The 976-nt window shown below is 33.6% G+C and carries 1 protein-coding gene; it reads right to left on the bottom strand.

The annotated features are described in order from the left end of the window. Window positions 1–475: 475 nt before the first annotated feature. A partial coding sequence (locus WG67_RS06405) for an ABC transporter ATP-binding protein (RefSeq protein WP_458694918.1) occupies window positions 476–976 on the bottom strand: 501 nt, incomplete at its 5' end.

The following is a 976-nucleotide window of genomic DNA, read 5'->3' as shown; positions in this document are numbered from 1 at the left end:
CCTTCATGAAAGTTGAACAACCATTTCATTCCATCGACAACTGTTGAAACAGAGTCACTATGACCAAGACCAAAACCACTTTTCTCACCAGCAGCCTCTTGGTGTTGCTGCTGCGCTTGCCATTCTGCAATGTTTGGACCTTGAGCTTCACTCATAAATTTTTACTCTCAACCTTAAGCTATTATTTTATCACAAATATTGCAAAATATCAATAGAGCTTTTGAATATAGCTAATACAAACAATTTCTGTCATCCTATATATAGCTAAACTGACTTACGACAATTTGAAAAACGACAAATTCGTCATTCCGCTACTAGTTAGCGGAATCTATGCCGAGATACCGCGAATGAATCGCGGTATGACGTGTTAGCTATAGGATCCAGTTTGAAAAAAATCTGAATTCCAATGTTCACTACCTTTTACAAAGTTAAAACTTAAAAATATGACTGTTAGCAATAGTGTATATATCTTTAGCTATATATAATGAATGAATTTTTTTATATATTCGTTATTAGTATTTTGTATTTCCTGAACAGTTCCATGGGAAATGATCTCCCCTTCATATAATACTGCTATTTTATCAGCTATTTTAAATGCGCTATGAATATCATGTGTAATCGTGATAATTGTAGGGTTAAGATCTCTAGATAATTTTATTATTATCTCGTTTACTATATCTGACATAATTGGGTCCAATCCTGAAGTTGGTACATCCAAAATAATGATTTCTGGATTGTGTGCAATCGCCCTTGCAAGTGCCACTCTTTTTTTCATTCCACCTGATAGCTCTATTGGAAACATATCTGCTATGCTTTCCTCCAGTCCAACATCATTTAACTTTTCGATTGCTAGCTGTTTTGCCTCTTTTTTGCTGATATTAAAGCGCTTTTTATAATTAAAAGATATATTTTCCCACACTGTAACGTAGTCAAATAAAGCGGAATTTTGAAATAAAACCCCAAATTTATTTTTGCT

The organism is Wolbachia endosymbiont of Drosophila incompta (assembly GCF_001758565.1).
Lineage (GTDB): Bacteria > Pseudomonadota > Alphaproteobacteria > Rickettsiales > Anaplasmataceae > Wolbachia > Wolbachia pipientis.
This window is presented reverse-complemented; position numbering and strand designations above follow the sequence as displayed.